This is a genomic window from Pseudoalteromonas simplex (assembly GCF_015278155.1).
Lineage (GTDB): Bacteria > Pseudomonadota > Gammaproteobacteria > Enterobacterales > Alteromonadaceae > Pseudoalteromonas > Pseudoalteromonas simplex.
Genome location: NZ_JADILN010000003.1, coordinates 385827 through 409614 on the forward strand (window position 1 = coordinate 385827; position 23788 = coordinate 409614).

Genomic DNA, 23788 nt, shown 5'->3' on the forward strand with positions numbered 1-23788 from the left:
ATGGTCAGACCAGATTGAGCGACAAAAGCTTTTAGAGGTCAGGTTTTAGATGTTAGTTGAATTGAGTAGCTTTGTAACAGCGGGCTCATCCCACGACAAAAACCACAAAGACCAAAAATTTAAACGCGATATAAAATCGCGCCTACGCCAAACCACCAAATAAAGTAAGTGCTGCGATGATCACTAAAAAGAACAATACATTTCGTTTTACAAGCTTCATCATGCAAGTAGCTTCATAAGTACAACCAAAATGTTGTTGCTCTATTTGCTCAGCGGCAAGTGCGGTTTGCGTAACAACTTTGCGGTTACTCACTGAAAAGTCGAGCACATATTTGAGCCAACAACTGGTACCTTTATTAAAGTTACCAATCACTAAATAACCAAAGCTTGCAACTCGTGCAGGTAACCAATCAAGCCAGAACAATAAGCTATGGATCAGTTTAAAACGCTTAGCGTACGCCACTTTATGGTCGCCTCTGACTTTATCAGCAAAAGTTCGAACTAGCGCATAAAGAACTGCGCCAGGTACACCTAAAACCACAAACCAAAAAATAACTGCACAGTAAAAGCGAAAATTTAGCCAAGCTAGAGTTTGGCCAAAAGTCTCACCTTGAGGATCATTTTCTGTTTTCTTTTGACCCATTTGTAATGCATATAAGGTAGCCGCTTCTTGGTCGTTGCGGGTTAACGCATTTAAGTAAGACTTATATAAAGCACGTTGTTTAGCACAGCCAAAACAAATCAGCAGCACAGCAACATTCACTGCCAGCTGCCAAATAATAAAATCAGAGAGTTGATAGACTAAACCTGCGGCAACGACAGGCAACATTAACCAAATCAAAAAGCCAATTGGCGAATTAAATAAGCCTTTTTCTGAGAGTTGTTTTTGCGAGTGTTTAAGATATCTATTGGCATAAAAACCGATTTGCCAATAATCTGCTCGAGCTCCTAAACGCTCAATCACCAAAGCAATAATTATTGAAATTAAGATCATGCCTTTACCTATATCCTTTAACTAAAACACTAAATCAAAATAGTATTGCCAATCAAAACTCGCACCTGGGTCAGTTTTTCGGCCCGGTGCAATATCACAATGGCCAACAATGCGCGAACGGTTTATCTCAGGGTACTTTGCCATCAACGCCTTAGTCACTAAGTGTAATGCATTATATTGGGCTTGGGTATACGCTTTGGTGTCTGTACCTTCAAGCTCAATGCCCACGCTAAAATCATTACAGCGCTCTCTACCTTCAAACGTTGAGATACCGGCGTGCCAAGCTCGTTTCTCAAAAGGCACGTACTGAATAACTTCACCGGTACGACGAATAAAGCAATGTGCTGACACTCTTAAGCCTTTTAAATCAGCAAAGCTTTCATGCGCCGTACAATCAATTGTTCCCATAAATAAATCATCAACATAAGGCGTTGCGAACTGCCCTGCTGGCAATGAGATATTATGAATAACAAGCAATGACACCTCGCCTTCTGGGCGTTCATCGTAATGTGTACAGAGCCTTTGTAACACATTGTTTAATTGACCCAATTCATTTATATGCATATTAAAAACTAACGATGACAATAAAGTTAAATAGTGTAAAGGGTTAAAATCTCAGGGTCTAGTTGCTTTGATTCAATCACTTAAAGTAACAGTGGGGATACTTTACTGTAGCCAATCTTTGTCTTCTATTGAGGGGTTAAACATAGTAAAATTTCGCCAATTTATTAATAAACAATGAGCTTTCGACATGTCAGTCCCACACACATTAATTAGCCAACTGGTAAAACTTGCCCTTGATGAAGATTTAAATTACCAAAGCGCAAATGACGGTGATATTACCGCGCAACTAATTCCAGAAAACGAGCTAGCCAATGCTAAGGTAATTACCCGTGAAGACTGCGTATTTTGTGGTAAAGACATTATTTTAGAAGTTTTTAACCAAGTCGATCCTGCAGTAAACGTTGAAGTACTTGTAAATGACGGCGACAAAGTAGCAGCCAATAGCACACTTTTTACAGCATCAGGCTCAGCTCGCGCAATTTTAACTGCAGAGCGCACAGCCCTTAACTTTGTACAAACACTCTCAGGTACAGCAACAACAACTGCTCATTACGTAAAAGAGCTTGAGGGCACGACTACGCAGTTACTCGACACACGTAAAACAATTCCTGGCTTACGTGCGCTACAAAAATACGCTGTAAAATGTGGTGGCGGTGCGAATCATCGTATCGGTTTGTTTGATGCGTTTTTAATTAAAGAAAACCACATCGCTGCCTGTGGCGGAATTGATAAAGCAGTAGCTCAAGCAAAAATCAATCACCCTACAAAACCAGTTGAGGTTGAGGTGGAGTCACTTGATGAGCTTGAGCAAGCAATCACAGCAGGTGCTGATATCATCATGCTTGATAACTTTACCGTAGAGCAAATTAAACAAGCAGTCGTGCTGACAGACAAGCGAGCAAAGCTCGAAGTATCTGGCAACATGACACTCGAAACCTTAAAAGTCTATTCGCAGGCTGGCGTTGACTTTATTTCAAGTGGTGCACTTACAAAAAATTTACAATCAATCGACCTTTCAATGCGTTTTAGTGCTTAAAAAATAGCTAGCCACGTATTTAATGCTTACCTAATCCGTTGACAACGAAATAAAAAAAGCATTAAATACGTACAAAGCTTGTAATAGTAACAAAAAACAAACATTTATACGGCAAAATATCACTCTTTAGTATGTCTTCACCCTAGGCTATTACACACATTTTAGTTTCACTCTTCAAAGTATTAGCAAGGATGCCATATCAAACAGTGCAATAATTGAATTAGCTTGACCTGTCTCAAACTAAAGTAGGAAAGTTCTGAAAAAACCTCTAGCTAACAGGAAAATAGCTTTCAAAATCATTGAATAATGCTAAAGTTAATTAATGTTTTCAGAACATGGGAAGTTCTAAGAGTTTTATGTTATCAATCAAGCTTTATTTAAAGACGTTTTAATTAAAACTGTAAGATTTATCCTGTAAATTAAGCCTTGGTTTACAACGCTGAAGTTACAGCTAAACTTACAAAATCATCATATCCTTTAGGAGAGGAACAAATGACAAAACAAAACCAACAGGGTTTCACCCTAATTGAATTAATGATTGTAGTTGCAATCATCGGTATCTTGGCAGCAATTGCGTTACCTGCTTATCAAGATTACACAGCAAGAGCTCAAGCTTCTGAAGCCGCATCACTTGCTGCAGGTGTTAAAACTTCAATCGCAGAGTTTTATCAATCTAATGGAGAATACCCTGACGATGCTACTGCACCGAAAAATTCGGATCTAGCAGTCACAGGTACTTATAGTTCAATTGCAGTTACAGCTGATACAGGTGTAATTGTAGCAACTATGAACTCTTCAGGCGTAGCTGCGAACCTAGCTGGTAAAAAGTTTACTTACACACCAAATTTAGCAAATAATGCCTTTAAATGGACCTGTACACACGATTTGGCTGCTGGTGATGAAGATATTGCACCAAAAGGATGCACAGCAAAAAAATAGATTTGCTTAATGCTTAACAAGGTAGCTGACTCAAGCTACCTTTCTAAAGAGTTTTTAAATGTCAAAACTAAATGATAACCAAGACTTAGACTCTTTCATCTGGACCGGAGTTAACTCTCGAGGTAAAAAGCTAGAAGGAGAATTGAGTGGTTCAAGTATACCACTAGTCAAAGCACAACTTAGAAAACAAGGTATAACACCTTATAAGGTAAAACGAAAACCTAAACCTCTTTTTGGCATAAAGACTGTACAAAAGATAACCCCTAAAGATATAGCCCTAATTACTCGCCAGATAGCCACAATGCTGATGGCAGGTGTGCCCTTAATACAATCTATCGAAATGATCGGCTCAGGCGCAAAGAATAAAAGCGTTGCTAAGTTAATGGAAAGCATAGGTGATGAGGTTAAAGCAGGCGTGCCACTTTCTCAAGCGCTCCGTAAACACCCTCGTTATTTTGATGATTTATATTGCGACCTTGTAGCATCAGGTGAACAGTCGGGTGCCCTTGATAAAATTTTTGACCGTGTTGCGCTTTATAAAGAAAAGGCCGAAGCATTAAAATCAAAAATTAAAAAGGCCATGTTTTACCCCATTGCGGTTTTAGTCGTTGCTGTCATTGTTACATCTATTTTGCTTATTTTCGTAGTTCCACAGTTTAAAGACATCTTTTCGAGTTTTGGCGCCGAGCTGCCCGGCTTTACCTTAATGGTAATAGGTATTTCAGAATTTATGCAAGAATACTGGTGGATGATGCTTATTGCTATTATTACCGCAGGCTACGCTTATAAAGAAGCGTTACTTAAAAGCAAAAAACTCAGAGATGCCAACGATAGAGCTATATTAAAGCTACCTGTTATTGGCATGATTTTAAATAAAGCTGCGGTTGCTCGTTATGCTCGTACACTTTCTACTACCTTTGCTGCTGGTGTGCCACTGGTTGATGCACTTGATTCAGCTGCGGGTGCCTCTGGTAATGCGGTTTATCGCTATGCAATTTTAGAAATTAAAGCAGAAGTGAGCTCAGGTAATTTAATGAACTGGGCAATGCGTAACTCTAAAATATTCCCCGATATGGTGATCCAAATGGTGGCCATTGGTGAAGAGTCTGGCTCACTTGATGGCATGCTTGCTAAAGTCGCAACTATTTATGAGCAAGAGGTTGATGATGCCGTTGACGGTTTATCAAGCTTACTTGAGCCACTCATAATGGCTGTATTAGGTGTGCTGGTTGGTGGTTTAATTGTTGCTATGTACTTGCCTATATTCCAGTTGGGTTCAGTTGTTTAAAGTAAGCGGTAAGCAAAACTCAAAACGCTAGTTGATAACTTGCTACATAAAATAAATAATAAAAACAGTTCAACACAGCGAAATAAATTCGGCCTCTAAATGGTCAGATGTTAGGTATTTTAATGGAAAACTTTTTTCTTGATATAACCACTGCGATGCAAAGTCAGCAGTGGTTTTATTTTTTAACTGTGGGCTTAGTAAGCCTATGTATTGGTAGCTTTTTAAATGTGGTGATTTATCGTTTGCCACTGATGATGAAAAGAGAATGGCAAACTGAATGCCGTATTGTATTGGCCGATGAGCTCAATTCAAAACAGCAAGCAGAACAAGCTCCCTTTAATTTAGTAAGACCTAATTCAACCTGCCCAAAATGCAAGGCTCCGATTAAAGCTTGGCAAAATATCCCTGTGCTAAGTTGGCTATTATTAAAAGGTCGCTGCGCAAATTGCCAATCACCAATATCTGTACGCTACCCTATTGTGGAAATGCTCACAGCAGTTTTAAGCATAATTGTCGCTGTAATTTTTGGCCCAACAACGCTTGCTCTGCTTTATATATTTATTACCTGGGTTTTAGTCGCTTTAACCTTTATCGATATAGATCACATGCTACTACCCGACCAACTAACCCTTCCTTTAGTATGGTTGGCACTGATTGCAGCCACTATGGATATTACCATTGCTCCAAGCGACGCTATTATTGGCGCAGCAATTGGCTACTTAAGCTTGTGGAGTGTCTACTGGCTATTCAAGTTAGCCACAGGTAAAGAGGGTATGGGATATGGCGACTTTAAACTATTAGCTGTGTTTGGTGCGCTATTAGGTTGGCAAGATATTTTAACCATAGTGCTGTTATCAAGTGTGGTCGGTGCCATCATCGGTATTGCGCAAATCATTATTCAAGGTAAAGATAAAACCACGCCAATTCCATTTGGGCCCTACCTTGCCATTGCCGGTTGGCTAACCTTGCTTTGGGGTGAGCAAATTCAAGCTTACTACTTTAATTATTTGGGCTACTGATTATGGCAAGCTGGATTTTAGGATTAACGGGTGGAATCGGATCAGGGAAAAGTGCAATAAGCGCCATGTTTGAAGAGCTTGGCATTCAAGTGGTTGATGCTGATATCGTGGCTAGAGAGGTCGTTGAGCCAGGTTCAACGGGACTTGAAAAAATTACTGAACACTTTGGTGATGAGATACTCACTACTGATGGCAGCCTTGATCGTGCAAAACTAAGAGCAATTATCTTTGCTGATGAATCACAAAAGCAATGGCTAAATAATTTATTGCATCCGCTTATTAGAGAGTCAATGCTCGCTCAATTACAGCAAGCCACCAGCCAATATGTAATATTAGTTGCGCCTCTACTTTTTGAAAATGGCCTAGATCAATTCTGTGATCATACTCTATTGATAGATGTTCCTGTTGAAGTGCAAATAACGAGAACCACAGCTCGAGACAATATCTCTGTTGAATTAGCTAAGCAAATCATCGCTTCACAAATGCCCAGAGCAGATAAGCAACAAAAAGCGACAGATACATTAGATAATAACCGCCTTCTTTCTGAGGTAAAAATTGATGTACAAAAGTTGCATGAGAAATACCTAACTTTAATTTAACGATATTATTGATTTAAATACTTATTTTTGTAAAAAAGCAGCCACAGAAAAATAATACCAAAGTACCAACTAACTAGCTAAACATTTGAGTTTATGGTTAATTTATTTTGCAATTTTTCCAAAATCAGACAAGACTGATGTAACCGTTTTACTTTTTCTGTTAGATTGTGGCAAATAAAGGATCAAACTAGGTGCGCAATGAATATTAACTCACCGCTACTTCGAAAATTTATCACTCTAGGTCGCATTGATGCAGAGACCGTAAAATCAAAGCAGCGCGAATACAGCTCTACTGCGGAGCTAATTTCTAAAACATGTGGTATGGCTGGCCATGAGCTAGCAGAGCAATGCACAGATCTTTTCAGAGTCCCTTATTTTGACATCAAAGATTTTGATGTATCACACATTTCTGAAGAACTTGTTAAAGACAAACTCATTCGTGAACACCACATTCTGCCTTTAGTAAAAAAAGGCCGTAAACTCTACATTGCCGCCTCTGATCCAACCGATTACGGAGCCTTTGAAAACTTTGAATTTAGTACTGGCCTTTCATGTGAAGTAGTTGTTGTTGATTACGTTCAGCTCGAAAATAAAATAGAACAATTACTTGATGCTGCAGGCGGTTTACACTTAAGTGAAGATGAGTTTAAAGAACTTGGCGATCTTGAAACCGAAGCTCCTAAAGACTTAACCAGCAAAGACGAAGATAAAGACGATGCGCCTATTATTGTCTACATCAATAAAATTTTGATGGATGCGATAAAAAAAGGTGCATCGGATCTACACTTTGAACCTTATGAACACCGTTACCGTGTACGTTTTCGTATCGATGGTATTTTGCATGAAATGGCAAGTCCACCCAATAGCTTAGCGAGCCGTTTGTCGGCGCGTATTAAGGTTATGTCTCGACTTGATATTGCAGAAAAGCGCAAACCTCAAGATGGTCGTATTAAGCTTAAAATCACTGAACGTAAAAGTATCGACTTCCGTGTAAGTACGCTACCTACCCTTTGGGGCGAGAAAATCGTAATGCGTATTCTCGACTCATCAAGCGCTATGCTAGGTATCGATGTACTTGGTTATGAACCAGAGCAGAAAAAACTCTACATGGATGCACTTGAACAGCCCCAGGGCATGATCTTAGTAACCGGTCCAACAGGTTCTGGTAAAACCGTATCACTTTATACTGGTTTGAATATTCTTAACCAGCCAGAGCGTAATATCAGTACTGCCGAGGATCCAGTAGAGATCAACCTTGAAGGGATTAACCAAGTACAAATTAATCCAAAGGCAGACATGACCTTTGCCAATGCATTAAAGGCTTTCTTACGACAAGATCCCGATGTCGTAATGGTTGGTGAGATCCGTGACCTTGAAACCGCTGAAATTGCAATAAAAGCGGCGCAAACAGGTCACTTGGTATTATCGACTCTGCATACCAACTCAGCACCAGAAACCCTTACTCGTCTTTTAAATATGGGTGTTCCTGCTTATAACGTCGCAAGTTCAATCAGTCTTATTATTGCGCAGCGTCTAGCAAGACGACTTTGTCCTAAGTGTAAAACACCAGAAACACTCCCTGATGAAGAATTGATTCGCCAAGGTTTTGATAAAGACAAACTCAATGAAGTTCAGCTATTCGCACCAAAAGGCTGTGACAGCTGTACTGAAGGGTATAAAGGTCGAGTTGGTATTTACGAGGTAATGCAAATTACCCCTGAAATAGCGCAAATTATTATGCGTGGTGGTAACTCACTCGAAATCGCTGAAGTATCTCTTCGCTCAGGCTTTAATGATCTACGTTTATCAGGCCTAAAAAAAGCCGCCGATGGTGTTACCTCTCTGGCTGAAATAAACCGAGTAACGAGTTTCTAAACAAATTCGTTACTGGATTCTCAACTAACTGTTCAGTAAGATCTGACGAAAGAGCTTAATTAAGAGTGATATCATGCCAACAGTTGTAGACTGCCCAACATGCAAAGCCAAAGTAGAATGGTCAGAACAAAGCCCACATCGTCCATTTTGTTCAAAACGCTGCCAGCTAATAGATTTAGGTGAGTGGTCGTTTGAGAACAATAAAATTTCTAGCCCAATTAGCAATGCTAATGATTTGAGCCAAGATATGATTGAAGATATCGAAGCGATGCTAGCTAAAAACGATGATTCATTCTTTAAAGAATAAAGCGTCAAATACAAAAAATGCGGCATTTGCCGCATTTTTTATATTAATAGTAATTTGGTATTAACCTTCAGAACGCTCACCTTTGCGCTCTCCGCGTGGACCATGGTGACCCTTTTTGTGACCTTTTTTACGCAGGTGCTTTTTAATCTCTTGATAGCTTTCGCGCTGTTCAGCATTTAAAACCTGCCAAATGGCATGATCAGATTTCATTTTTAGCATTGCAAACTGCTGGCCTTTTTCTTGACGCGCATTAATTAGTTCTAATGCGGCATTTTCATCAAATGTTTTAGCTGCTAATAACGCATCCATTTTCTCTTTGTGCGCAGTACGAGCGGCTTTCATTGCATCTTTATCACCACGCAGTGCTGCAAATTGTGTTTTCTGCTCGGCAAAAATCGCTTTAAGTTGCGTTTGCTGATCTTCTGTAAGCTGTAATTTATCAATACCACGCTCAGAAAGTAAAAAACGAGCTTGTGGATTCATCCCACGGTTAAAGTCACCTTTCGCCATTGCTGAAGTAGCACCGACACTCGCTGCTGCTAAACCACAAACAAGTACGAATTTAGAAAGCTTATTTGAAATAGTCATAATCATTACCTTTTGTTGGGTTGTGCTCTGTTGTCGTTTCCGACTGATGGGTTAACTATAACTAATTCAATGCAAAGGAACGCAAACCAGTGTAAAGGTTGTGTAAAGATTCACTTTTACACAATTTACTGAGTAAAATAACCTTAAAGAAATAAATAGCTAGGTGTCAGAATGAAACTATTAATGATCGACGACGATACAGGATTGTGCGAATTACTCAGCGAGTACTTATCAGCACAAGGTTTTACAGTAGAGTGTGTTCATGATGGCGCTGAAGGCCTAAAACAAGCTATAACGCATAACTATGAGCTAATATTGCTTGATGTGATGCTACCCTCTTTGGATGGCTTTGAGGTGCTAAAGCAGTTAAGACAACATAAGCTTACTCCGGTGATCATGCTAACCGCGAAAGGCGAAGACTTTGATCGTATCTTTGGTTTAGAGCTAGGCGCAGATGATTATATTCCTAAACCATTTAACCACAGAGAACTGCTAGCCCGCGTTAAAGCAATTACCCGTCGCATCGAGCATATCAACAGCTTATCGAACCAACAGGCCAGCTCCTTGAGTGTTAACAGCATCAATGTTAATTTCGCAACTCGTGAGGCTTCTGTTAAAGACAACGTACTTAGCCTAACCGGCACTGAGTATGAGATCCTTGCCATGCTAGTACAACATGCCGGTGAAGTGATCAGCAAAGAACAAATAAGTGAGCAAGTCCTTGGTAGACGCCTTGCCCCTTTTGACCGTTCAATCGATATGCATGTCAGCAACATCCGTAAAAAGATTGCAGAACACGTTAGTAATGAACGGATCAAAACCATGCGCGGCAGTGGTTATGTATTAATACAAGGCGAATAATATGCAAACTCCAAGCTGGCTAAAGCATCCCCGCCATTATTTGTTTTTAAAAATATTTGCTTGGTTTTGGGTTACTGTCATAGCGACTATCACAATACTGGTGTTTTTAAGCCAGTTAACGAGCAATGTCGGCAATGACGACCTGCGTGGACCCATGCTGAAAAATCTTGAGTACACTGCTAAAAGTATTGAACGCATTGTTGCTAAACACGGAAAATCAACTCAAGAGGTTTTATCTCATCCGCGCTTATCAAAGCATAAATTACTGTACTTAAATGGTGAGGTTCATGGTGTTGAAATGCTTAGCGAACCTGTATCCAAAGACATTGATTTAAGCTTGCTGAACTTTACCAAATATATGCGCCCGCAAATTATTTTTACCGACGAATACCAAGCCTACGGACCGGTAGCTTTGAATGTACCCGAAGGTAAATTTTATCTTTATGAAATCGATGAAAAACGCAAGAAACCGTTTTTTGTCAGCCTATGGCTAATGCCTGTTTGGCTCAAGCTGCTTATTGCTTTAATCGCCTCATTGATGCTCAGTTTCTTCTTTAGCCGTAACTTAATTGCACCTATTAATAGTTTAAAAGAAACCGCAAAAAAACTGGCTCATGGCGATTTAACTGCCCGCGCCGATGTATCTCCTACTCGTCAAGATGAGTTAGGTGTACTTGGTCGTGACTTTAATACCATGGCGGTACAACTTGAGCAGCTTATTAGCGCGCAAAAAAGATTACTAGCAGATATTTCCCATGAACTACGCTCACCATTAACGCGCTTAAAAATGGCCACAGGCCTTGCACAAATGCAAGCAGATGACGCTCAACACGCTTATTTAGAGCGTATTGAAAAAGAGGCAAATCAGCTCGATAAAATGATTGCCGATGTACTTCAAGTTTCACGCTTAGAAGCCAAAAGCCAAACCCTAGCGTTGAGTACGCAGTCTTTACAAGTGATTGTTGATCATGTTCTCAACGATGCTCAATTTGAAGCCAAGCAAAACAATAAAGAGCTTATTGTCAATGGTACACTAACTGCCGATTTAAAATGCGATGAAACCTTAATAGCCAGCGCACTTGAAAATGTACTACGCAATGCCATTAAATACGCAGAACTTTCAATCTCAATAGGTTTAGTTGAATCAGATGCTATCTACATCACTGTTTGTGATGACGGTAAAGGGGTTGATGAAGCAAACCTAGCAAGGCTATGTGAACCTTTCTTCCGTCAGGAGCATGCTCGCGATAGAAACACTGGGGGCACAGGCTTAGGTCTTGCAATTGCAAAGAATGCTATCTCAGCACATGATGGTACACTAACACTTGAAAACCAAGAACATGGCGGACTATGCGTAAACATCCGTCTCCCATTTAAGAGTGAGTAAATGTTTTACAGTAGCGAAGCAAGTCTTGTTAGTAACCTACCTAATATTAACCAGTTTTTTTCTGAGCAATTAAAGCAAGACTTTCTGAGCACCGCTCATGGCAAGCTTTATTACGGCTATGCTATTCCTCAGCAAGCAAAAACGGCCATCGTTATCAGTACTGGCCGTATAGAATCTCTAGTTAAGTACAAAGAGTTGCTTTGGGAGCTATATCAAAATGGTTTTGCGGTTTTTAGTGTTGATCACCAGGGGCAAGGCCGCTCTTATCGTCATCTAAAAAATACTCATAAAGGCTATGTAAACCGTTTTACTGATTACGCAAATGACTTTGCTGTATTTATAGAAAAAGTGGTGCAGCAACACTGGCAAGGAAAGCAGGTTTTGCTTGGCCACTCTATGGGCAGTGCCATTGCCTATGATTACCTATCACGCTATCAGCATCAATTTGCAGGGGCTTTTTTATCAGCGCCGATGTTTGATATCTATACCAAAGGCACGCCAAAACCTGTAGCAAAACTGGCTGCTAAAATTGCATCCTTACTTGGTCTTGGCCGCAGTTACGCATTTGGCCAAAGCGATTATTTACCCGTCGACTTTGCAGCTAATGAACTAACCAGTAGTGAAATTCGATATAAGCTGTTCAGAGAGCTGTATGCAGCAGAAGGTGATTTACAACTAGGTGGCGTCACCTATGGTTGGCTTAATGCGTCGTTTGATTTTATTGCCTCTTTAGTGGATAAAAAAGTCGATATTCCTTTGTTTATCGCCAGCGCAGAGCAAGACACCGTAGTCGATAACGCTGCGCAATTTGCACTTACTCATAGACAAAAGCAAGCACAAATAAAAAGCTACGCAGGTGCTCGCCACGAGTTATTGTGTGAACGCGACGAGATCAGACAAGCAGTACTCTGTGATTTTTATCAATTTTGTGCAGAACTTTGACGTGTTTTGTTAACTACTGAAAGTGGGTCAAGGTGCATCAAAATATCCATTTCGCAATCAAAATGCGTTTGAATTAACGCCTCAACTTCATCTGCGACTTGATGGGCTCTTAATAATGATAAAGAGTCTTCCAGCTCTAAATGCATCTGAATAAACTTAATTTTACCACCTTGGCGGGTACGAATATCATGGGCGCCAAATACGTCTTGATGACTATTCACAATGGCGAGTATCTCTGCTTTTTCTTCATCTGGCAGCTCTTTATCCATTAAATGATCAGCACTGTCACGAGCAATGTCCCAACTGTTATAAAGTAAATAAACAGCCACACCAATAGCAAATAATGGATCGGCATAAGCAACACCGTACTTAGCTAACACAATTGCCAGTAGTACGGCCAAATTTAAGATTAAATCGCCTTTATAATGAATCGAGTCTGCTTTAATGGCAATTGATTCGGTGTGGTTGATCACCTTAGTTTGCACAAACACCACCACGAGCGTACAAACAATAGCGAAAATACTGACCCAAATACCAAGGTCAGAATGCTTTAAAGTTACCGGATTAAATAAGCGCTCAATACCATGAAACGCCAAGAAGCAACCAGAACCTGCTATAAAAGCGGCTTGTGCAAGCCCTGCTAATGCTTCGGCTTTACCGTGACCAAAGCGATGATCGTCATCAGCAGGACGCAGTGCATAACCAAGCACTAAAAAACTCATCAGTGATGCGGTGATATCCATTAACGAATCAGTTAAAGAACCCAGCATTGATGCCGAGCCAGATGCAAGCCATGCCCAGCTTTTTGCAGCAATCATTAAACTCACCATAACAATGGTGACTAGACTCGCTGTTTTAACCCAAAACTCGTAACTACGATGCTGCACAACAACTTACCTTAAGTGAGTAACTGTATTGAGTATATCATCTTTTCTTTCTAGTTCGTGTATACTCAGCAGCAGATCAAACCCTTTAAAATGAGATTCACATGCTTGATATTGTGTTGTACCAACCAGAAATTCCACCAAACACGGGTAATATCATTCGCTTATGCGCAAACACAGGTTATGCGTTACACCTAATTGAACCCCTTGGTTTTGAGTGGGATGATAAACGTGTAAAGCGAGCTGGCCTTGATTATCATGAGTTTAGCCATGTACAGCGCCATGCCTCGTTTGAAGCATACCTTGAAAAATGCCAACCCAAAAAAGTCTATGCTTGCACAACAAAGGGCAGCCAATTTCATCATCAAGCACAATACCAACCCGGCGATTGTTTAGTGTTTGGCCCAGAAACGCGTGGCTTACCTGATGAACTCATTCAATCATTACCGAAAGAACAACGTGTACGCATTCCAATGCAAAAAGACAGCCGTAGCATGAACTTATCTAACTCAGTGGCTGTATTTGTTTATGAATCTTGGCGTCAATTAGGGTTTGTGAACGGTCAATAATGCACTGAAAATGTGATTTAAAATTATCCACTAATTATTTAGCACGACCTTTTTTAATATACTAATCTAAAAGGGCTGATTTAATACTTTAGATGGAAAGTAATGCGTATTTTCACCCTAGTGTGCTGTATCATTTTACTGTTACAGCACTTTGCCAGTGCTGCAACAGTTTTCACTTCCAACCCACCGATTGCTTTAACAAGTTATGTTATCACCGCAGCACTTACCTTGTTATTACTCATCGCAGTAGTGATAATTATTAGTATTGCTCTACAGCGTAAAAAACAGAGATTGGTTTTTGTTGATGCGTTACTTTCAAAATCGAAAGACGCTGTCTGGGTTACTGATGATGAGTTCAATATCATTGAGGTTAATAGAACATTTAGCGAAATCTCAGGTTTTAGCAAGGATGATGTCATCGGTAAACGATTTAAAGCACATACATCTAATGGCCGTGACCAACAATTAGAAGCAATTATAAAGCAAGAGCTTATAGATGATGGCTATTGGTCTGGTGAAATTTGGAATGTCCGTAAAAATGGCAAACCCTACGCCCTTGATTTATCCATTACTAAAATTACGACTTCACGCTTTTTCAAAAAATCAGTTCGCTATGTCGGAGTATTTTCAGATATAACAGCCCGCAAGAATAATGAGCGAACTATGCTCAAACTTACAACCAAAGATACTGTCACTGGTTTATCAAACCGCGCCATTTTTATAGAGTCGCTCGAAAAAGCAATTAAAGCCTGTAACGACACATACCCAAGCTTGCTAATCATATTTATCGACCTAGATAACTTCAAAAAAATAAACGACTCTTTGGGCCATACTGTTGGAGATGTTTTATTAAAAGAAGTTGCTTGCCGTCTTACTGGCGCACTCAACTCAGCTTTTACCATTGCAAGGCTCGGCGCAGATGAATTCGCGATTCTTGTGCCGCCCTATCTCTACTCAGGTAAAACGGTATTCTTCGCCAAAAAGACCGCAGACATCGTGCTGCAGCAATTCAAAACCCCTTTTATGTTGGATGGTTTTGAGACTTCGCTATCTGCCTGTTGCGGCCTTGCTATCTATCCAGACAACGCCTACAACTGTGAATACTTAATGCGCAGCGCAACCAGTGCTTTGAATCATGCTAAGAAAATGGGCCATAATACATATCAATTTTTTGACAAAGACCGCCACACACTCGACCCAACCGAGTTAACCAAAGAAAGCGCTTTATTTAGAGCTATCAACAACAATGAGTTTGAGCTTTATTTTCAGCCTAAGATTGATTCCCAGCATAATCAGTTATACGGCTTTGAAGCATTAGTTCGCTGGCCACAAGAAGATGGCAGTGTGATTAACCCCGATGAGTTCATTCCGCTGGCTGAACAAAATGGTGCCATTATTCCGCTTACCCAATTACTAATGGAACAACTACTTAATCAACTGGCACAGTGGCGAAAACAAAACATTTCGTTTGGTAATGTAGCTATTAATATTTCAGCCCTACACTTTCAACAAAGTAGTCTTATAGAAACACTCGTTGATAATTTGGCTAAATTTGACGTCCCAGCACATTGCTTAGAACTCGAGATCACAGAAAGCGCCATGATGGATAACCCTGAGTTTGCAGAGCAGCAAATGAAACGTATAAAATCACTAGGTGTACATATTGCACTAGATGATTTTGGAACAGGTCATTCATCACTCAGTTACTTAAAACGCTTTCCTATTGATACGCTAAAAGTTGACAAGTCATTCGTAAAAGACATCGATAAAAACGACCAAGATCGTAATATCACCGCCACCATAGTGCGACTAGCTAAATATTTAGATATTAATGTGGTTGCCGAAGGAGTAGAAACAGAAGAACAAGCCTACATGCTACATATTATGGGCTGTCATTTTCAACAAGGTTATTATTACTGTAAGCCATTAAAAGCTGAGCAAGTTAGCGAATTTATTAACGAAAAATTTAAAAAGCAACAATCAAGCTAATGATTAGAAATATACTTTAAATAAAAAACGCGATTAATAAATCGCGTTTTTTATTTAAAAGTGCACAATCTAAATTATTCAGATTTTTGCTCACGGCCAAGTAGTGCCATCGCAGCTTCTTTTACATCTTTATTTTCATAAAGCACTTGGTAAATTTGCTCCGTTATTGGCATTTCAATACCAGTGCGCTCAGCAAGTAAATACACTTCTTTGGTATTTCTATAGCCTTCAACAACCTGACCAATAGATTCAATCGCAGCTTCTACGCCTTCACCCTTGCCAAGAGCAAGGCCAAAGCGACGGTTACGAGATTGGTTATCTGTACAGGTTAAGATCAAGTCACCAAGGCCAGCCATACCCATAAAGGTATCTGAACGGGCACCTAATGCACAACCTAAACGGCATAGCTCAGCTAAACCGCGAGTGATTAAAGCAGTACGTGCGTTGGCACCGAAGCCAAAACCGTCAGACATACCTGCGCCAATCGCAATGACATTTTTAACTGCGCCACCAAGCTGTATTCCAATAAAGTCATCATTGTTATACACCCTAAATGAGCGGCCACAGTGTAAAAGGTCAGCTAATTGCTTAGCAAAGTCTTTAGAAGTCGACGATACCGAAATAGCAGTTGGTAATCCCATTGCCATTTCTTTTGCAAACGTAGGTCCTGAAAGCACAGCCAGAGGAACATCATCTCCTAGCTCTTGTACCGCTACTTCTTGCAACAAACGCCCTGTATTTGGCTCTAAACCTTTGGTAGCCCATGCAACCTCAGCACCTTCTGACAACCAAGGTTTGATTTTTTGCAGCGTGCCAGCAAAAGCATGACTCGGCACAACAACCAAAATGATCTTGCTTGCTTTAACTGCCGTTTCTAAATCAGCTTCTAGTTGGAGGGTTTCAGGAAAGCTAACATCTGGAACATAACGTTGATTCTTTCGCTCAGCTGCAAGCGTAGCAACGTCATCGCTATTGCGGCCCCACAAAGTAACTGGGTGGCCATTTCTGGCAAAGCAAATAGCAAGGGCGGTGCCATAAGACCCCGCCCCTAATACTGTAACAGCTGATTGTGCTGTACTCATAGCTTATGCGTCTGCAGTTGCCTGTTGATCTTGAGCTGCACGTTGTTGCATGTATTGAGCAAATAGTGCGTCGAAGTTAACTGGCGCTAAGTTTAATTGTGGGAAAGTACCACGGTTAACTAGGTTTGATACTGCTTCACGAGCGTAAGGGAAAAGTACGTTCGGGCAGAAAGCACCTAACATGTGTGCAAGTTGAACTTCTTCAACTTCACCAATTGTGAAAATACCCGCTTGTTGGATTTCACATAGGAATGCAGTTTCTTCACCGATTGAAGCCGTTACTGTTAAAGCAAGAACAACTTCAAACACACCTTCTTCTAATTTGTTAGAACGAGTATCTAAGTCAAGCTTAACTTCAGGAGTCCACTCTTTTTGGAAAATAGCAGGTGAGTTAGGCGTCTCAAATGAAACATCTTTAGTATAGATGCGTTGGATTGAGAATTGAGCGCCGGCTTGTTCTGCTGCTGCGTTTTGATTTTCTTCGTTCATTGTAATTCCTAACTTGTATTCGTTTTTATATTTAAAATTTATTAAGCGTTAAGCTTTGCGTCTAAAAGGCCTTGCGCTTCAATTGCCATCATGTCGTCACAACCGCCGATATGTTCATCATTAATGAAAATTTGCGGAACTGTGTAACCACCATTTGCTTTGTCGATCATTTCATCACGACGCTCAGGGTGAACACCAATATCGATATTCGTGTAGTCTACACCTTTACTGTCTAATAACGCCAAAGCACGTTGGCAGAATGGGCAGTATGCTTTTGTGTAAAGAACAACATTACTCATAATAATTCCTCTATCGGGCAGTGAGCCTTATTAACGACCGGTCGTTGTTGGTAAGCTAGCTGATTGCCAAGCGCCCATACCGCCCGCTAATACATAAACACGCTCAAAACCTGCTTTATGCATTGCAGTTGCGATACCTGAGGCTGTCATGCCCGTGGTACATACTAGTATAATGGGTTTCGTCTTAAACTTTTCAAGGCTTGAAAAATCAGATTGCTTTGCTTTTTCCGGATTTAAGTGAGTTGCGCCTGCAATACGGCCAGAGTTAAACTCTTTTTGTGAACGTATATCAATCACTTGGCCATCATCACGGTTAATTAGCAAGGTAAGTTGCTGTGGGTTGATTTGACGGATAGCCGAAAATTTACTTTTAAACCAACTGCTGATCAGCATTGCAACTAATGCCAACCAGATAATGCTCAAAACCGGATGATTCGAGATAAATTCAATATATTGATCCATGCGTTTTCCACTAAGAAATTTAGGTACCACAGCGCATAGCCATGGGTTAATTAAAATTTGCCACGCAAGTATACGTGCTTGAATTGAAAATGCTAGGGCGTGAAATATTTTAATATGACATATTGATAGCTGATCAAAACCATAAAACACGGTATGCTAGTGATATATAAGTGCCAATCTTCAGGAGCTATAATGACAGAGCATAAAAAACCATTGGTATTAATGATCTTAGACGGTTGGGGATACCGTGAAGACACAGAAAGTAACGCCATACTTGCTGCTAATACCCCAGTACTCGACAACCTTTGGGCAACCCGCCCACATACATTAATTTCAGGTTCGGGACTTGATGTTGGTTTACCTGCAGGACAAATGGGTAACTCTGAAGTAGGTCACGTAAATTTAGGTGCTGGCCGAATCGTTTACCAAGATTTCACTCGCATCACTAAAGCCATTGAAGATGGTGAGTTCGATAGTAACCCTGCACTTGTTGATAATATCGATAAAGCTGTAAATGCAGGCAAAGCCGTGCATATCATGGGCCTTTTAAGCCCAGGTGGCGTTCATAGTCACGAAGACCACATTGTTGCAACAATCGAACTAGCTGCTAAGCGCGGTGCAAAAGAAGTTTACTTCCACGGTTTCTTAGACGGCCGTGACACACCGCCACGTAGTGCAAAAGCCTCAATTGAGCGTATCGAAGCTGTATTTGCTGAACTTGGCTGTGGCCGTTTAGCCACGCTTGTTGGTCGTTATTATGCAATGGACCGTGATAACCGTTGGAATCGTGTCGAGCTTGCTTATGATGTTATGGTGAGTGGCATTGCTGAATACAGCTACACTGACGGTGTAACCGCACTAGAAGCCGCTTATGCACGTGACGAGAACGACGAGTTCGTGGCTGCAACAACGGTTGTACCTGAAGGCCAAGCAGCTGCAGAGATCAATGACGGCGACACTGTTATCTTTGCTAACTTCAGAGCAGACCGAGCACGTGAAATGACTCGTGCCTTTGTTGATGCTGACTTCAGTGGTTTTGATAAGAAAAAATCACCTAAGTTAAGTGCATTTGTAATGATGACAGAGTACGCAGCAGACATTAAAGCGCCGATTGCGTTTGCTCCGGAGCCTTTAACAAATGTATTAGGCGAATGGTTAGAGAAACAAGGTAAAACTCAACTACGTATTTCTGAAACAGAAAAATACGCACACGTGACTTTTTTCTTTAGTGGTGGTCGTGAAGATGAATTTGTTGGTGAGACTCGCGAACTAATTCCATCACCACAAGTGGCAACATACGATCTGCAACCAGAAATGAACTCTGAAATGCTGACCGATAAACTTGTTGAAGCAATCGCTAGCGGCAAATACGATGCCATCATCTGTAACTACCCTAACGGAGACATGGTAGGCCACTCAGGTGTATTTGAGGCTGCTGTGAAAGCGTGTGAAGCAGTTGATCATTGTATTGGTCGTGTAGTTGCAGCACTTGAAGAACATGGTGGTGAAGCGCTTATTACAGCCGATCATGGTAATGCTGAACAAATGGCTAACCCAGCAACGGGCCAAGCACATACCGCACACACCAGTGAGCCAGTGCCATTTATCTATGTTGGCCGTGATGCGACACCACATGATGGTAAAACACTGAGTGACGTGGCTCCAACCATGCTTCACCTACTCGGCTTAGAGCAGCCAAGTGAAATGACTGGTAAACCAATCATGACGCTGAAATAAGCTATGAGTAAATGTATTAACCACTTCCTTAAAACTGGTTTAATACTGACTTCATTAGTAGCAACTACGGTTGTTGCTAATGAAGATCAAACCAAAAAAGACTTATCAGACATTCAATCAGCTTTACAAAAAACAGAGGCTGAGCTTAAAGGTCAACGCAAGTCCATTGCCCAAATGCGTAAAGATCTGCGCGCCCATGAGCTCGACATCGCCAAAAATGCCAAAGCATTAAACCTTGCCGCCCAATCTGTTAAAGAAAATGAGCAACAACAACGCGAACAACAAGCTAAAGCTGAGCAACTTAAAGCCCAGCAAGCACAACGCCAAACCTTATTAGCTGCACAACTAAAAAGCGCCTATATGGCGGGTAGTCATGACTACTCAAAGATGTTGCTTAACCAACAAGACACAGCCAAAATTGAGCGTACACTAAGTTATTATAATTACTTAAATAAAGCACGTATTGAGCAAATTGAAGAACTCAAAGCACTGCAGCAAGAAATTGCAGACAACCAAGCTGAGCTTGAAAAAACCAAACAACGTCTAGTTGCCTTATATGATGAGCAAAAAAGACGCCAGCAAGCTCTAGTCAATGCACAGCAAGAGCGTAAAACTAACCTCAATAAACTCCAGTCAGCGTTAAAAGAAACGAAGAGCTCAATTGATTACTTAAAAGAAAATGAGCAAACCCTGATCACCGCCATTGAAGAGCTTGAACAAGAACGAAACGAAAAAGTTGAATTACTAGGCTTACAAAGTAGTAAGGGCAAACTCGACTGGCCAACCAAAGGAGCATTACGCCACCGCTTTGGACAACGCAAGCACGGCAACATAGATTGGAAAGGCGTACTAATCAGCGCCAAAGAAGGCAGTAATGTTAAAAGCGTACAGAACGGCCAAGTGGTTTACGCAGACTGGCTAAATGGCTTTGGCTGGGTTATCGCTATTGATCATGGCGATGGCTTTATGAGCTTATATGGTCACGCTCAAACTCTACTTCGCGATGTTGGCGACCTTGTTAGAGAAGGCGAAACAATTGCATTAGTCGGTCAAAGCGGCGGACAACCAGATCCTGGTCTATACTTTGAAATACGCCACAAAGGACGCGCAGTAAATCCTGTAAAATGGTGCAGACGCATTTAATTGATTAAATAGCTGCACTCTATGAGGAGCAGCTGATGCTAAACACAACTTACTCTTACAAAGCGCATTTTTCTGCAGCTAAGTTTTTTACTCAGCTGTCTTTTCTATTACTTGTCAGCTTGCTATGCCTGATATTGCAATCGTTTCAGGTTGTTGCAAAACCCTCGTTACAATCACTACAGCATCAGCAACTAAACGAAATCCTATTTAATATTCATACGTATTATGTTGATGATCTGAAGCTACAAAACGCATTTGTAACTCAACCTGATAACTTACAAGTCGAAGCGTTATTCGAGCGCCTTGATCCATATTCAAAATATCTCGACGAAACTGAGCTCGATGCTATCTTCAGTAGCACTAATGGTAGATACACAGGACTCGGTATAGAAGTAAAAATTGAAGAGGGTCGAGTGTATATTGTTAACACTATTAATAACTCACCTGCGGCGCTTGCGGGTCTTCAGGTAAATGATGAAGTTATTGCGATTAATCAACAGCCTATTTTAGACAAAAGCATCGAAGAAGTGGCTAAGTTGATTCGCCAAAGCGGTGAGAACGCCGTTGATGTAGTTGTTAAAAGAGAGACAAATACTGAGCTTAATTTCTCGGTTAAGCGCCAACAGATTAACCTAGAAAGTGTTAGTGGCCATTTAGCAGATACAGGCGTTGCACTGATCAGTATCAATGCATTTAACAATCATACATTGCACGATGTTGCTCGAGAGCTTGCAAAAATGCAGGTCACCAATAGCTTCCCTCTTTCAGGTTTAATCATTGATTTACGCGATAACCCTGGCGGTACATTACAAGGGGCGATTGAAGTTGCAGATCTGTTTTTAGATAACGGCACCATCGTATCCACCAAAGGTCGCTTTAATGAAGCTAATCAGAAGTTTAAAGCCCATAAAGGCGACATACTCAGTGGCGCTCCTATTGCCGTGCTAATTAACGAAAACTCAGCCTCTGCAGCTGAAATACTCGCAGCAGCACTGAGAGACAATCAACGAGCGGTGCTAATTGGCGAAACTTCATTTGGTAAAGGCTCAGTGCAATCGTTGATACCATTAGGTAATGGTAATACCGCATTAAAACTGACTACAGCACGTTATTACACACCTTTAGGTCAATCTATCGATGGGAAGGGGATCACTCCAGATGTGAGTATTAATCAAACAATGCTTTCAGAAATTGACCAAGGCGTTATAATAAAAAATATCCAAGAATTGGCGCTTTTTAGCTCACTTCTAGATAGACAAGACAAAAAGCAACTTACAGCAAAGCAGCTCGTTATTATGCAGTAAGTAAATGCTCACAACGGATATAATAATTACAAAAAGTGAACTTAAAAAAAGGCTTATTACTCGCCGTATGTTGCCTACCGCTATTCTGCCAAGCAAAGCAAATAGCCATAGTAATTGATGATATAGGCAACCATCAGCGCGATCTTGAAATATTAAACTTACCAGGGCAAGTGACCTTCTCGATCTTGCCCCATACCCCCTATTCACAAATATTTGCAGAGCGCGCCAGTAAAACCCACAAAGAGTTACTTTTACATGTACCAATGCAAGCGCTTGATAAAACTAAAGCACTTGGTCCGGGTGCGCTCACCGATACTATGAGTAAGTCAGAGTTACAAACAACCCTTGGCCATGCATTAGCCTCTTTACCACAAGTAAAAGGGGTCAATAACCACATGGGATCTGAGCTAACACAGCTTACCGAGCCAATGAAATGGACGATGGAAGTATTAAAGAAACGTGGTTTGTATTTCTTAGACAGCCGTACAACGAGTCAAAGTGAAGCACAAAATGTTGCTAACCTGTATGGTGTCGCAAATGTATCTCGCCATGTATTTCTTGATAACAATGTCACCCAAAGTCAGCTACAACACCAACTAGAAGAGCTAAAAACCAAAGCTCAACACTTCAACTACGCAATCGCCATTGCCCACCCCTACCCAGAAACCGTTGCTTTTCTGCAACAAGCCCTCCCAGAACTACAACAACAAGGCTTCGAACTTGTTCCCCTCTCACAACTAGTCGAAACAAAATACATTCAACTAGCCAAAGCTGAGCAAAAACAAGGGGAATGAGTGTTATAAACGAGAGTTAGCGAGGGGAAAGTTGAAAAAGTAAAGTTTGGAAGTCTGGCGTAGGCTGGGTAGAGCGCAGCGAAACCAAACACAGAGCTATCAGCTTTCAGCCGTCAGCTATCAGCCGCGGTGTGGGTGTTTAGGTCAGAGCCTCCTTAAACAATAAAGCCCTGCCAGAGGCACTTCAGAGTTTTCTATTAGCAAGGTAAAGCTTGAAGGTCTGGCGTAGGTTGGGTAGAGCGAAGCGAAACCCAACAGCGTGGTAATTCGTCATGCACAATGAAGAGGTAAAGCTCATTAATAACAGACGAATTAGCGCAAGGTGAAGTAATACCAATTCGCTTAATTAAGTGATCTATTTTGAGGCAAGAAAACCTCGTTGATAGCAAGGCAAAAATTTCGTTATTTAGTTATTCTAAATCAGAAATTTTTAACGCAGATAGCGACAGGTTTAATACCATTCCGCTTAAATATCTGATCTAATATAGACTATATAAAATCACCGGTTAATAACATTGAATCCAAACATATCTGAACAGCTTTTAGCGCTTTCTCGTAAAGAACCAAACGCACGAAAACGCATGCGATTGCTCGCAGTGTCATTATTTTATGAGGGGAATAGCAGAACCGATATTGC

24 protein-coding genes are annotated in these 23788 nt (G+C 40.8%); 16 read left to right on the forward strand and 8 right to left on the reverse strand.

All coding sequences use genetic code 11. The features are described from left to right. Positions 1-142 precede the first annotated feature (142 nt). Both ampE and ampD read right to left on the reverse strand, forming a co-directional pair. Entirely contained in the window at positions 143-994 is an 852-nt protein-coding gene (ampE, locus tag IRQ78_RS09235; RefSeq protein ID WP_194441850.1) for a beta-lactamase regulator AmpE, read from the reverse strand. A 21-nt stretch (positions 995-1015) separates the two neighbouring features. Continuing rightward, on the reverse strand, positions 1016-1558 hold the full coding sequence (ampD, locus tag IRQ78_RS09240) for a 1,6-anhydro-N-acetylmuramyl-L-alanine amidase AmpD (RefSeq protein ID WP_194441851.1): 543 nt from the start codon (positions 1556-1558) through the stop codon (positions 1016-1018). A 187-nt stretch (positions 1559-1745) separates the two neighbouring features. On the opposite strand from ampD, the gene nadC reads away from it, so the two are divergent. The 7 genes from nadC to yacG all read left to right on the forward strand — a co-directional run bounded on the left by nadC (position 1746) and on the right by yacG (position 8621). Beyond that, positions 1746-2594 (forward strand): carboxylating nicotinate-nucleotide diphosphorylase, encoded by an 849-nt coding sequence (nadC, locus tag IRQ78_RS09245; protein WP_194441852.1) that lies wholly within the window; start codon positions 1746-1748, stop codon positions 2592-2594. Positions 2595-3086: 492 nt separating this feature from the next. After that, positions 3087-3533, forward strand: coding sequence for a pilin (locus IRQ78_RS09250; protein ID WP_194441853.1), 447 nt, complete (start codon positions 3087-3089; stop codon positions 3531-3533). A 58-nt stretch (positions 3534-3591) separates the two neighbouring features. Next, a complete protein-coding gene (locus IRQ78_RS09255) occupies positions 3592-4821 on the forward strand; it encodes a type II secretion system F family protein (RefSeq protein WP_194441854.1) in 1230 nt (409 codons plus the stop codon). A 122-nt stretch (positions 4822-4943) separates the two neighbouring features. Further along, positions 4944-5840: a prepilin peptidase gene (locus IRQ78_RS09260; protein WP_194441855.1), complete on the forward strand. Its 897-nt coding sequence runs from the start codon at positions 4944-4946 to the stop codon at positions 5838-5840. A gap of 2 nt (positions 5841-5842) precedes the next feature. After that, positions 5843-6439 (forward strand): dephospho-CoA kinase, encoded by a 597-nt coding sequence (gene coaE, locus IRQ78_RS09265; RefSeq protein ID WP_138619058.1) that lies wholly within the window; start codon positions 5843-5845, stop codon positions 6437-6439. A gap of 198 nt (positions 6440-6637) precedes the next feature. Next, entirely contained in the window at positions 6638-8314 is a 1677-nt protein-coding gene (gene pilB / locus IRQ78_RS09270; RefSeq protein ID WP_138619056.1) for a type IV-A pilus assembly ATPase PilB, read from the forward strand. A 73-nt stretch (positions 8315-8387) separates the two neighbouring features. Further along, on the forward strand, positions 8388-8621 hold the full coding sequence (yacG, locus tag IRQ78_RS09275) for a DNA gyrase inhibitor YacG (protein WP_054550981.1): 234 nt from the start codon (positions 8388-8390) through the stop codon (positions 8619-8621). Positions 8622-8681: 60 nt separating this feature from the next. On the opposite strand, the gene IRQ78_RS09280 is transcribed toward yacG, so the two are convergent. Then, positions 8682-9209, reverse strand: coding sequence for a Spy/CpxP family protein refolding chaperone (locus tag IRQ78_RS09280; RefSeq protein WP_166340462.1), 528 nt, complete (start codon positions 9207-9209; stop codon positions 8682-8684). Positions 9210-9380: 171 nt separating this feature from the next. Between IRQ78_RS09280 and IRQ78_RS09285 the strand changes: the two genes are divergently transcribed. The 3 genes from IRQ78_RS09285 to IRQ78_RS09295 are packed head-to-tail and all read left to right on the forward strand — an operon-like array spanning position 9381 to position 12399. Next, the gene (locus tag IRQ78_RS09285) at positions 9381-10070 is read left to right on the forward strand and encodes a response regulator (RefSeq protein ID WP_194441856.1); all 690 of its coding nucleotides are present in this window, start codon (positions 9381-9383) and stop codon (positions 10068-10070) included. Position 10071: 1 nt separating this feature from the next. Then, positions 10072-11457 (forward strand): ATP-binding protein, encoded by a 1386-nt coding sequence (locus IRQ78_RS09290; RefSeq protein WP_194441857.1) that lies wholly within the window; start codon positions 10072-10074, stop codon positions 11455-11457. Then, positions 11458-12399, forward strand: a complete 942-nt coding sequence (locus IRQ78_RS09295; protein WP_054550978.1) for an alpha/beta fold hydrolase — start codon at positions 11458-11460, stop codon at positions 12397-12399. It begins immediately after the preceding gene. Here the strand turns inward: IRQ78_RS09295 and IRQ78_RS09300 are convergent. After that, positions 12378-13286, reverse strand: a complete 909-nt coding sequence (locus tag IRQ78_RS09300; RefSeq protein ID WP_138602166.1) for a cation diffusion facilitator family transporter — start codon at positions 13284-13286, stop codon at positions 12378-12380. The genes IRQ78_RS09295 and IRQ78_RS09300 overlap by 22 nt on opposite strands. A gap of 101 nt (positions 13287-13387) precedes the next feature. On the opposite strand from IRQ78_RS09300, the gene trmL reads away from it, so the two are divergent. Then, a complete protein-coding gene (gene trmL, locus IRQ78_RS09305; protein ID WP_054550977.1) occupies positions 13388-13852 on the forward strand; it encodes a tRNA (uridine(34)/cytosine(34)/5-carboxymethylaminomethyluridine(34)-2'-O)-methyltransferase TrmL in 465 nt (154 codons plus the stop codon). 102 nt (positions 13853-13954) lie between these two features. Then, positions 13955-15841 carry a putative bifunctional diguanylate cyclase/phosphodiesterase gene (locus IRQ78_RS09310; RefSeq protein ID WP_194441859.1) on the forward strand — a complete coding sequence of 629 codons (1887 nt, stop codon included), beginning with the start codon at positions 13955-13957 and terminating at the stop codon, positions 15839-15841. A 74-nt stretch (positions 15842-15915) separates the two neighbouring features. On the opposite strand, the gene gpsA is transcribed toward IRQ78_RS09310, so the two are convergent. From gpsA to IRQ78_RS09330, 4 genes are read right to left on the reverse strand one after another with little or no spacing between them, the layout of a single operon-like run. Further along, on the reverse strand, positions 15916-16923 hold the full coding sequence (gpsA, locus tag IRQ78_RS09315) for an NAD(P)H-dependent glycerol-3-phosphate dehydrogenase (RefSeq protein ID WP_055022087.1): 1008 nt from the start codon (positions 16921-16923) through the stop codon (positions 15916-15918). Between the two features lie 3 nt (positions 16924-16926). Beyond that, the gene (secB, locus tag IRQ78_RS09320) at positions 16927-17412 is read right to left on the reverse strand and encodes a protein-export chaperone SecB (protein WP_054550974.1); all 486 of its coding nucleotides are present in this window, start codon (positions 17410-17412) and stop codon (positions 16927-16929) included. 41 nt (positions 17413-17453) lie between these two features. Then, the gene (gene grxC, locus IRQ78_RS09325; protein WP_054550973.1) at positions 17454-17711 is read right to left on the reverse strand and encodes a glutaredoxin 3; all 258 of its coding nucleotides are present in this window, start codon (positions 17709-17711) and stop codon (positions 17454-17456) included. A gap of 30 nt (positions 17712-17741) precedes the next feature. Next, positions 17742-18173: a rhodanese-like domain-containing protein gene (locus tag IRQ78_RS09330; RefSeq protein ID WP_054551326.1), complete on the reverse strand. Its 432-nt coding sequence runs from the start codon at positions 18171-18173 to the stop codon at positions 17742-17744. A 192-nt stretch (positions 18174-18365) separates the two neighbouring features. Here IRQ78_RS09330 and gpmM point away from each other — a divergent pair, with 192 nt between their 5' ends. The 4 genes from gpmM to IRQ78_RS09350 are packed head-to-tail and all read left to right on the forward strand — an operon-like array spanning position 18366 to position 23151. Next, positions 18366-19910 carry a 2,3-bisphosphoglycerate-independent phosphoglycerate mutase gene (gpmM, locus tag IRQ78_RS09335; protein ID WP_054550972.1) on the forward strand — a complete coding sequence of 515 codons (1545 nt, stop codon included), beginning with the start codon at positions 18366-18368 and terminating at the stop codon, positions 19908-19910. A gap of 3 nt (positions 19911-19913) precedes the next feature. Next, positions 19914-21053, forward strand: coding sequence for a murein hydrolase activator EnvC family protein (locus tag IRQ78_RS09340; protein ID WP_054550971.1), 1140 nt, complete (start codon positions 19914-19916; stop codon positions 21051-21053). A 35-nt stretch (positions 21054-21088) separates the two neighbouring features. Next, entirely contained in the window at positions 21089-22357 is a 1269-nt protein-coding gene (locus IRQ78_RS09345; RefSeq protein ID WP_194441861.1) for a S41 family peptidase, read from the forward strand. Positions 22358-22392: 35 nt separating this feature from the next. Then, positions 22393-23151 (forward strand): divergent polysaccharide deacetylase family protein, encoded by a 759-nt coding sequence (locus IRQ78_RS09350; RefSeq protein WP_054550969.1) that lies wholly within the window; start codon positions 22393-22395, stop codon positions 23149-23151. Positions 23152-23788 lie beyond the last annotated feature (637 nt).

Excerpts from the sequence above, each read along its gene's own strand:
- IRQ78_RS09340 (WP_054550971.1), top strand. The coding sequence starts at position 19,914 with ATGAGTAAATGTATTAACCACTTCCTTAAAACTGGTTTAATACTGACT.
- IRQ78_RS09250 (WP_194441853.1), top strand. The coding sequence starts at position 3,087 with ATGACAAAACAAAACCAACAGGGTTTCACCCTAATTGAATTAATGATT.
- secB (WP_054550974.1), bottom strand. The coding sequence starts at position 17,412 with ATGAACGAAGAAAATCAAAACGCAGCAGCAGAACAAGCCGGCGCTCAA.
- ampE (WP_194441850.1), bottom strand. The coding sequence starts at position 994 with ATGATCTTAATTTCAATAATTATTGCTTTGGTGATTGAGCGTTTAGGA.
- coaE (WP_138619058.1), top strand. The coding sequence starts at position 5,843 with ATGGCAAGCTGGATTTTAGGATTAACGGGTGGAATCGGATCAGGGAAA.
- nadC (WP_194441852.1), top strand. The coding sequence starts at position 1,746 with ATGTCAGTCCCACACACATTAATTAGCCAACTGGTAAAACTTGCCCTT.
- IRQ78_RS09255 (WP_194441854.1), top strand. The coding sequence starts at position 3,592 with ATGTCAAAACTAAATGATAACCAAGACTTAGACTCTTTCATCTGGACC.
- IRQ78_RS09280 (WP_166340462.1), bottom strand. The coding sequence starts at position 9,209 with ATGACTATTTCAAATAAGCTTTCTAAATTCGTACTTGTTTGTGGTTTA.
- ampD (WP_194441851.1), bottom strand. The coding sequence starts at position 1,558 with ATGCATATAAATGAATTGGGTCAATTAAACAATGTGTTACAAAGGCTC.
- pilB (WP_138619056.1), top strand. The coding sequence starts at position 6,638 with ATGAATATTAACTCACCGCTACTTCGAAAATTTATCACTCTAGGTCGC.
- IRQ78_RS09290 (WP_194441857.1), top strand. The coding sequence starts at position 10,072 with ATGCAAACTCCAAGCTGGCTAAAGCATCCCCGCCATTATTTGTTTTTA.
- gpmM (WP_054550972.1), top strand. The coding sequence starts at position 18,366 with ATGACAGAGCATAAAAAACCATTGGTATTAATGATCTTAGACGGTTGG.
- IRQ78_RS09295 (WP_054550978.1), top strand. The coding sequence starts at position 11,458 with ATGTTTTACAGTAGCGAAGCAAGTCTTGTTAGTAACCTACCTAATATT.
- trmL (WP_054550977.1), top strand. The coding sequence starts at position 13,388 with ATGCTTGATATTGTGTTGTACCAACCAGAAATTCCACCAAACACGGGT.
- IRQ78_RS09330 (WP_054551326.1), bottom strand. The coding sequence starts at position 18,173 with ATGGATCAATATATTGAATTTATCTCGAATCATCCGGTTTTGAGCATT.
- IRQ78_RS09310 (WP_194441859.1), top strand. The coding sequence starts at position 13,955 with ATGCGTATTTTCACCCTAGTGTGCTGTATCATTTTACTGTTACAGCAC.
- grxC (WP_054550973.1), bottom strand. The coding sequence starts at position 17,711 with ATGAGTAATGTTGTTCTTTACACAAAAGCATACTGCCCATTCTGCCAA.
- gpsA (WP_055022087.1), bottom strand. The coding sequence starts at position 16,923 with ATGAGTACAGCACAATCAGCTGTTACAGTATTAGGGGCGGGGTCTTAT.
- IRQ78_RS09345 (WP_194441861.1), top strand. The coding sequence starts at position 21,089 with ATGCTAAACACAACTTACTCTTACAAAGCGCATTTTTCTGCAGCTAAG.
- IRQ78_RS09260 (WP_194441855.1), top strand. The coding sequence starts at position 4,944 with ATGGAAAACTTTTTTCTTGATATAACCACTGCGATGCAAAGTCAGCAG.
- IRQ78_RS09285 (WP_194441856.1), top strand. The coding sequence starts at position 9,381 with ATGAAACTATTAATGATCGACGACGATACAGGATTGTGCGAATTACTC.
- yacG (WP_054550981.1), top strand. The coding sequence starts at position 8,388 with ATGCCAACAGTTGTAGACTGCCCAACATGCAAAGCCAAAGTAGAATGG.